This window comes from Anaerotruncus sp. AF02-27 (assembly GCF_003465835.1).
Lineage (GTDB): Bacteria > Bacillota > Clostridia > Oscillospirales > Ruminococcaceae > Anaerotruncus > Anaerotruncus rubiinfantis.
Genome location: NZ_QSBX01000018.1, coordinates 62,548 through 69,962 on the forward strand (window position 1 = coordinate 62,548; position 7,415 = coordinate 69,962).

Consider the following 7,415-nt stretch of genomic DNA (forward strand, 5'->3'; position numbering starts at 1 on the left):
CTTTTATCCTTTCGATCCATTCAGTTTGGCAGGACGGCCACCGCTTCGATCTCGATGACCATGCCGTTATTGAATTTCCCAATCTGCATCGTGCTGCGCGCGGGCGGGTCCACGGGGAAGAATTTTTTATATTCCTCGTTGAACACCGCGAAATCATCAATATTACTGACAAAGACCAGCGTTTTCACCACATGCTTGAGATCGGTGCCCGCGGCAATCAGGATCTGCTCCAGATTTTTGATCGCCTGCCGGGTCTGTAGGACGATATCGCCTGGGCCGACCATCTCCTGCGTCACTGGGTCGTTCGCGGTAACACCCGCTGTAAAGACAAAATCTCCCACGACAAATGCCTGCGAGTACCAGCCGCCCGGATTCGGGGCCTTATCAGTTGTAATTCTTTTCAGTTCCATTTTATTTCGCTCCTTATTCCCAATCGTTTTCGCAAAGGTCAATAAACGTTCCCAAAAGGGTGTTCGCGCCAGCCTCCAGGTCTTCCGGCGTCGTATATTCCTCGGGGCAATGGCTGAGTCCCTCGTTCGAGCTGCGTAGGAAGATCATCCCCATCGGCATAATCCGCTCGATGTTGACCGCGTCATGGCATGGGAAGCTGATCATTTCAGTGTGCGGGATACGGTGTCCCTCCGCTGCTTTATGGATAGCGGACATCAGACGCGGATGGCAGTGAGACGGCCGTTCGTCGATGGTCGTTGTGACCGAATAAGTCAGCCCGCGTTCGCTGCATTGCTTTTCCACAAAAGCAATCAGATCGTCATAGAACTTCTGCCATTTTTCGTCGTCGGCCTCCCGGTAATCGACCGGGATGACCGACTGGCGCGCAATGATGTTATGTTCGGCCGGATCGGACTGGATGTAGCCGACCGTGCCGCGGGTGTTCGGGCTCAGGGTCTTTGCCAGCCGTTCCACCTCGCACGCGACTGCGGCCGCCGCCGCAAGCGTATCATGCCGGTCCTCCATCGCCATGCCGCCAGCATGGCATGAGATGCCGTTCAGCGTGATATAGAACTGCTTGATCCCGGCGATATCGGTCACGACCGCGAGCGGCAGATCATGTTCAAGCAGATAGCGGCCCTGTTCGATATGTACTTCGATGAAGCAGCAATAATTTTTCGGGTCAATGATGCTGTCCTCGATATTGTCCGGGTCAAGTCCCATGCCAAATTCACGCATCGCGTCCCGCAGTGGCTCGCCGGTGAACCGGTGCTTGGTGACATCGGGGTAGTCGTGCGGCAATACGCCGCACATCGCCTTGCTGCCGAAGGTACCTCCCAAAAACTGGCTTGCTTCCTCATTCACAAAGGCGACCATCTCAATCGGGCGGCGTGGTTTGTAGCCGTTGTCCCGCATGGTCTGCAGCGCTTCTAGCGCGGTCATAATACCCGTGAGGCCGTCAAATTTCCCACCGTTCGGGACCGTGTCGAAATGCGAACCGGAAAGGATCGCCGGAAGGTCTTCCGTTCCCTCCATACGCCCATAGATATTCCCCACGGTGTCGACGCGTACGCCGAGCCCAGCCTCTTCCATCCATTTTATCAGTAGTTCGCAGGCCTCTTTATATTCCGGAGTCCAGGCAAATCTGCTGATCCCCCCCTGCGGGTCGGCTCCGATGGAACCGATCTGCTGCTGCCGGTCCCACAGGCGGGCTTTGTTAATTTCCATATTCCAGACACCTCTTCCAATCTTTCATTTGCGCCATCCGGATGCTCAAAGCATCACATCGCCAAGGTTCGGTCCAAGCGTCTGGCCCGTATAGAGGTTTCCGTCCGGTTCCGACGCCAGAAAAATCGCGGACGGGACTACCTCTTCCACCTCTCCGAAACGCGGCAGAACCAGTTCCGCCGCCTTGCCCCTGATCCATTCCTCGCTCACTTCGCCCATCAGCTGGGTCACAATCGGGCCGGGAGCCACACAGTTCACAGTGATGCCGTACGCACCCACTTCCCGCGCGAGCGATTTGGTGAAGCCGATCATCCCGGCCTTTGCGGCGGAATAATGACAATGCTCGACGCTGCCTTTCTGTCCGACCTGTGACGCAATGTTGATGATACGGCCGAATTTCCGTTCAATCATATGCGGCACAGCATAGCGGCAGGTGAGAAAAACGCTGTTCAGATTCACGGAAATTGTCCGCTGCCAGTCTGTGAAGCTCATGTCGGTGAGGCGTTTCGGCTTTGAGATGCCCGCGTTGTTTAGGAGAATGTCAATCCTTCCAAATTCCCTGATCGCCGTATCGATGAGCTCCTTTGCGGTCTCCTCCTGTGAAATATCCCCTTCCGCCAGGATCACCCGGACGCCGTTTTGTTCCAGCTCCTGCCGAAAAGCTTCCATTTCGGCGGCCGGATGCCCATAATAGTTGAGCACCAGGTCGGCGCCTTCCCGGGCAAAACCCTCCGGGAAGCCGCGGCTCATGCCTTTCCCGGCGCTCGCCCCTGTGATCACCGCAATTTTACCTTTTAATCTCATTGGGATCCTTCCTTATTCATTTGATTTCGCTGCGTCCGCACCGCATCCGGCGCAGTCATGGCAGGATTTCGCATGGTGGCATTTGACGAAATGGCCCGGCTCGATCTCCACCATCGCTGGATTTTCGGTAAAGCACCGTTTCTCCGCTTCTCCGCAGCGGGAAGCCAGCGCACAGCCCTTCGGCAGGTTGATCGCGCTGGGGATCTCGCCGGTAAGCCGGTAACGGCTGCGTTTCACGTCCGGGTCCGGCACCATGACCGATGCGAGCAGCGCCTTGCTGTAAGGATGCGCAAAATTTTTAAAGAGCTGCTCCACCGTGCCGTATTCCATGATCGAGCCCAGATACATGACCGCCACGCGGTGGCAGAGATACTGGATCGTGCTCAGGTCATGGGAGATGAAGAGGTATGAAACCCCCATTGCGTCCTGCAGGCTGCGCAGAAGATCGTTAATTTCCGCGCGGATTGAAACGTCCAGCGAGGAGGTCGGTTCGTCGAGCACCACAAAGTTCGGATGCGCCGCGATCGCGCGGGCAATACCGACGCGCTGTTGCTGGCCGGCGCTGAGCTGATGGGCGTACTTGCCGTAGTTGTCCTCCCGCAGGTGCACCATATCGAGCGCTTCCTTGGTGAGCTGCTCCTGCTGTTCCAGGGAAAATTCGCGGCTGACCTTCAGTGTGTTCTGTACCGTATCCCATACGGTGACGCGCGGGTTCAGCGAATAGTTCGGGTCTTGAAACACCATCTGCATCTCCTTGCGTATGAGCGCCTTCTGGTTTTTCGTAAACCTGGAATAGTCCACGCCTTTATAGACCAGTTTTCCCTTCGTCGGCTTGATGAGGTTCAGAAGGCAGCGCCCCACCGTGGATTTTCCGGAACCGCTTTCACCGATCAGTCCAAAGGTTTCGCCCGGACGGATATCAAATGAGATATCATTGACGGCCGTGATGTTCTTTTTATAGCCCACCGGGAACAATTTCGTCAGATTTTTCACTTCAAGAAGATTGTCCATCGTGCGTACCTCCCTTAATCGCCGCCGCAGTCTTGCAGGCCGCATCGATATTGCAGCATTTCACAAAATGCCCCGGCTCCACTTCAGCCATGCCGATATCCCCGACCCTGCATCCTTCACAGGCAAATTTGCAGCGCGGATGGAAAAGGCAGCCGTCCGGCAGATTCATCGGGTCCATGTTGTTCTCCCACATCTTCTCCTTGTGGGCCGCGTTCCGGTATTCCGGCAGCGAATAGAGCAGGTGCCGGCTGTAGGGATGTACCGGGTTTTTATAAAACTGTTCAACCGGCGCGAATTCCACAATCTGCCCGCAGTACATGATGGCAATCTCGTTGCAGCACTGGGCCACAACACCCAGGTCGTGGGTGATGAAGATACCGGACATGTCGCGTTCGCGCAGCATTGTAATGATGAGGTCCATGATCTGCGCCTGCACGGTCACGTCGAGCCCGTTGGTCGCGTCGTCCGCGATCAGCACGCGCGGGGAGTTGATAAGCGCCATCGCAATCATGCAGCGCTGCGCCATACCGCCGCTCAGTTCGTGCGGATAGGATTTCGCGCGCTGCCCGATGTCGGTGAGCCCCACCGCCTCGAGCATCTTGAGCGTCGCGTCCCACGCCTCCTTTTTGGTGCATTTGTTGTGCGCGCGGTAGACGTTGGAAATCTGCTCGCCCACCGTCATCAGCGGATTCAGATGCCCGCGGGCGTTCGCCGCAATGAGCCCCACCGCGCTGCCGCGGTACTGCTGGAGTTCCTGTTCCGAAAGCGCGAGCAGATCGACCTTCTCATCGAAGATCACCCTGCCGGATTCGATGAATCCCGGTTTGCGCACAAACCCGAGCGCGGCGGACGCAGAAACGGATTTTCCCGATCCGGATTCGCCCACAAGCCCGATCAGATGCCCCTCTTCCAGAGAGATATTCAGCCCGTTTACAATATGTGAAGTGCCGTGCGTCAGATGAAAGCCCACGCGCAGATCTTCGATTTCCAGAATTTTATGCATGTTCCTATCTCCTCTCCGGGTTCAGATAAATGCGCAGGAAATCCCCGAACAGCGCGAAGCCGAACACCGTTACGCCGATGCAGACGCCCGGGAAGAAAGCCGCCCACCACTGTCCGGTCAGGATCAGCGGCGCGCCGATCGAAATCATCGAGCCCCATTCAGGGGTCGGCACATTGACGCCCGCGCCGATATAGCTGAGCCCCGCTGTCAGGAGGATTGCGCCGCCGATGTTGATAGAAGCCTGCACCAACGCCGGACGCAGCGAGTTCGGCAGAAGTTCCTTGAACATGATGCGAAGCGGCGACATTCCGGCGGCCTGCGCCGCTTCGATAAACGGGCGGCTTTTCATGGCCAATACTTCGCCGCGCACAAAGCGGGTATAGATTGGGACGTTCACAAAGGCTACCACCATCAGGATATTCTGGGTGCTGTTGCCAAGCACCGCCACCAGCGCCATTGCGAGGATGAACGCCGGAAACGCCTGGATAAGATCCGCAAGGCGCAGGATCACTTCCCCGACCAGCCCCTCATAGTAACCGGCCAATAGCCCGATGGGAATGCCGATCAAAAGCGAAACGAAGGTCCCGCAGACGCCGATGACCACGTCGATGCGGATTGCGTAGATACAGCGGGAAAAGACATCCATTCCGGTTTCATCGGTCCCAAAGAGATGCGCAAGGCTCGGACCCAGCCGGGCATGCGCCGCGTTGGTCATCTCCGGGTCATACGGGGCCACAATCGGGGCCAAAACGCCCAGCAGGATGATCACCAGCATCAGGATCAGCCCGATTGTCCCCTGTTTATTCTTTTTGAGCATGACAAAAAAGTCATTGATTGCTTTTTTCATAGCCATCCACCCCTTAATACTTGATCCGCGGGTCGATTATCATCTGGATCAGGTCCAAAATCAGGTACAGCACCATCGAGAACAGAGTTGCAACCAGGATGAACCCCTGAATGGCCACGTAGTCCTTGTTGGAAAGCGCCTGTGTGACATACTGCCCCAGGCCCCCCCAGGCGAATACCTGCTCGATGAGCACCGCGCCGCCCAGAAGGTAGCTGTAGATATTGCCGATCACCATCAGAACGGCAGGCAGTGAATTTTTGAGCGCGTATCCGCGCACCACCTTCGGCGCAAGCCCCATCAGGCGCGCATGGTGGATAAAGTCGGAATCAAGCACCTCGCCCATGGTGGAATGGGTCATCTTCATGATCGCGGCGCCGTTGATCAGTCCCAGTGTGATCACCGGCAGGGCCAGGTGCTGCGCCGCGTTCTTGAAGGCGGCACAGTTGCCGGTGAGGATACTGTCGAGCAGGTACATGCCTGTGATCCTCTGCGGCGGGATCATAATGACGTCAAGCCGGCCGATCGGGGCCGGGGCAATGCCGAGCACTGTAAAGAAAATATAGATGAGGATCAGCGCGAGCCAGAAGTCCGCGAACGAACCGGCCAGCATGCCGTAAACATTCGAAATCTTTGCGACGACACCCTTCGGTTTTGTGACCGAGAACACCGCCAGGAACATTCCGAGCACCAGGGAAACCATGATGCTCAGGGTGATGAGCTCAAAGGTTGCCGGGAAACGTTTGATCAGGTCGTCGAGCACATTGCTGCTCGTGAACATCGACCGGCCGAGATCACCGCGGAACACGTCGCCGATGTAGATGAAGAACTGCTGGAGAACCGGTTTGTCCAGACCCATTTTTTCGGTCAGCGCGGCGATGGTGTCCTCATAGGCAAACGCACCGGCCAAAACATGCGCCGGATCGCCCGGAAGCATGCGGATCAGCACGAAGGCGACAAAGATGACGCCGAAAAAAAGCGGAATAAAGACCAGGAGCCGTTTCCCCAGGTATCGCAGCATTTTCAAGGTAATTCCCTCCTTATTCCGGGGAAGGGAGGCGCTTCCTCCCCTCCCCGGATACGGTCAAACAGTGATTGGGCGCTTCAAAATTTTCGGGGTTATTGCCGGGACATCCGATTCCAGTGGATCTGCTGGATGGTATCCCACTGGGGGTTCACGATGTCGCTGGTGACAGCCAGGTCGAAGCCGGGTTCCGCGATGTACAGGCAGTACGGATCCTCCCAGACGAGGATCTCCTGCAGCCGGTCAGCGCATTCGGCACGTACAGCCGCATCGGTGGTGGACATCATCCTGGTGATCAGCTCGTCGACCTCGGCGTTCGAGTATTTGCCGCAGTTGTTGATCGAACCGGTCAGCGCGCCAAGCTGGAGCGCAAAGCCCGCGTCCGGGACACCCGCCGAGTCGATAAACGCGTAGAGGCTTTCAAAGCTCTTGTTCGAGAGGTGGTTATAGTAGTCACCGGCCTGCATCTTCTCGATCTCCATATTGATGCCGATCTGTTTGAAGCTCGACTGCATCAGCAGCGCAACCTGTTCGGCCTGGGTGTTGGTGTTGTCGACCGAGATCTTGCAGGAAAAGCCGTTCGGATAACCTGCTTCGGAAAGAAGGGATTTGGCTTTTTCAAGGTCGTAGGTATACTGGAAATATTGGTCGGTATACAGCGGATAGGTGGAACAGACGAGCGATTTAAGCTGCTTGGCCTGGCCGAGGTAAACGGTGTCGATGATATCCTGATATGGAATTGCAAAAGACATCGCCTGGATGACCTTCGGGTTCTGGAACTCTTCGACCTCGTGGTTGACGCCGACAATAAAGGTCTTGTTGCCGTCGTAGTGCATGGCCTTAACCTTGTCGTTGCCGGAGATCTGCTGCAGCTCGGTGGTGAGCAGCTTGGTGGCCGCGTCAACACTTCCGCTCATCAGCATCGAGGCGCGGTTGGAGGACTCGGGGACCTCGAGGATGATGACCCGCTCAAACCAGGGCAGGTTCTCCTTGTCGAAAGATTGTTCATGTTATAAATATGCTATAATAAAGGCGAGGCAGATTCCTCTGTG

Annotated in this window: 8 protein-coding genes; all 8 read right to left on the minus strand. The window is 56.4% G+C overall.

The features are described from left to right. Positions 1 to 20: 20 nt before the first annotated feature. Entirely contained in the window at positions 21 to 410 is a 390-nt protein-coding gene (locus tag DWV16_RS13280) for a RidA family protein (protein ID WP_066458923.1), read from the minus strand. A gap of 13 nt (positions 411 to 423) precedes the next feature. Beyond that, complete coding sequence (locus DWV16_RS13285; RefSeq protein WP_118479685.1) at positions 424 to 1,677, minus strand: M20 family metallo-hydrolase; 1,254 nt, start codon at positions 1,675 to 1,677, stop codon at positions 424 to 426. 45 nt (positions 1,678 to 1,722) lie between these two features. Continuing rightward, positions 1,723 to 2,481, minus strand: coding sequence for a 3-oxoacyl-ACP reductase family protein (locus tag DWV16_RS13290; RefSeq protein WP_066458921.1), 759 nt, complete (start codon positions 2,479 to 2,481; stop codon positions 1,723 to 1,725). A 12-nt stretch (positions 2,482 to 2,493) separates the two neighbouring features. Beyond that, positions 2,494 to 3,492: an ABC transporter ATP-binding protein gene (locus tag DWV16_RS13295; protein WP_066458919.1), complete on the minus strand. Its 999-nt coding sequence runs from the start codon at positions 3,490 to 3,492 to the stop codon at positions 2,494 to 2,496. After that, positions 3,476 to 4,495, minus strand: a complete 1,020-nt coding sequence (locus DWV16_RS13300; protein WP_118479689.1) for an ABC transporter ATP-binding protein — start codon at positions 4,493 to 4,495, stop codon at positions 3,476 to 3,478. The genes DWV16_RS13295 and DWV16_RS13300 overlap by 17 nt, the downstream gene beginning before the upstream one ends. Positions 4,496 to 4,499: 4 nt before the next feature. Beyond that, positions 4,500 to 5,342 (minus strand): ABC transporter permease, encoded by an 843-nt coding sequence (locus DWV16_RS13305; RefSeq protein WP_066458917.1) that lies wholly within the window; start codon positions 5,340 to 5,342, stop codon positions 4,500 to 4,502. A 13-nt stretch (positions 5,343 to 5,355) separates the two neighbouring features. Next, on the minus strand, positions 5,356 to 6,360 hold the full coding sequence (locus DWV16_RS13310) for an ABC transporter permease (RefSeq protein WP_066460424.1): 1,005 nt from the start codon (positions 6,358 to 6,360) through the stop codon (positions 5,356 to 5,358). Positions 6,361 to 6,458: 98 nt separating this feature from the next. Next, positions 6,459 to 7,346, minus strand: a complete 888-nt coding sequence (locus tag DWV16_RS13315; RefSeq protein WP_255420066.1) for an ABC transporter substrate-binding protein — start codon at positions 7,344 to 7,346, stop codon at positions 6,459 to 6,461. Positions 7,347 to 7,415: the final 69 nt, after the last annotated feature.

Coding starts and splice junctions, on each gene's coding strand:
- DWV16_RS13310 (WP_066460424.1), bottom strand. CDS start 6,360: ATGCTGCGATACCTGGGGAAACGGCTCCTGGTCTTTATTCCGCTTTTT.
- DWV16_RS13300 (WP_118479689.1), bottom strand. CDS start 4,495: ATGCATAAAATTCTGGAAATCGAAGATCTGCGCGTGGGCTTTCATCTG.
- DWV16_RS13290 (WP_066458921.1), bottom strand. CDS start 2,481: ATGAGATTAAAAGGTAAAATTGCGGTGATCACAGGGGCGAGCGCCGGG.
- DWV16_RS13285 (WP_118479685.1), bottom strand. CDS start 1,677: ATGGAAATTAACAAAGCCCGCCTGTGGGACCGGCAGCAGCAGATCGGT.
- DWV16_RS13305 (WP_066458917.1), bottom strand. CDS start 5,342: ATGAAAAAAGCAATCAATGACTTTTTTGTCATGCTCAAAAAGAATAAA.
- DWV16_RS13280 (WP_066458923.1), bottom strand. CDS start 410: ATGGAACTGAAAAGAATTACAACTGATAAGGCCCCGAATCCGGGCGGC.
- DWV16_RS13295 (WP_066458919.1), bottom strand. CDS start 3,492: ATGGACAATCTTCTTGAAGTGAAAAATCTGACGAAATTGTTCCCGGTG.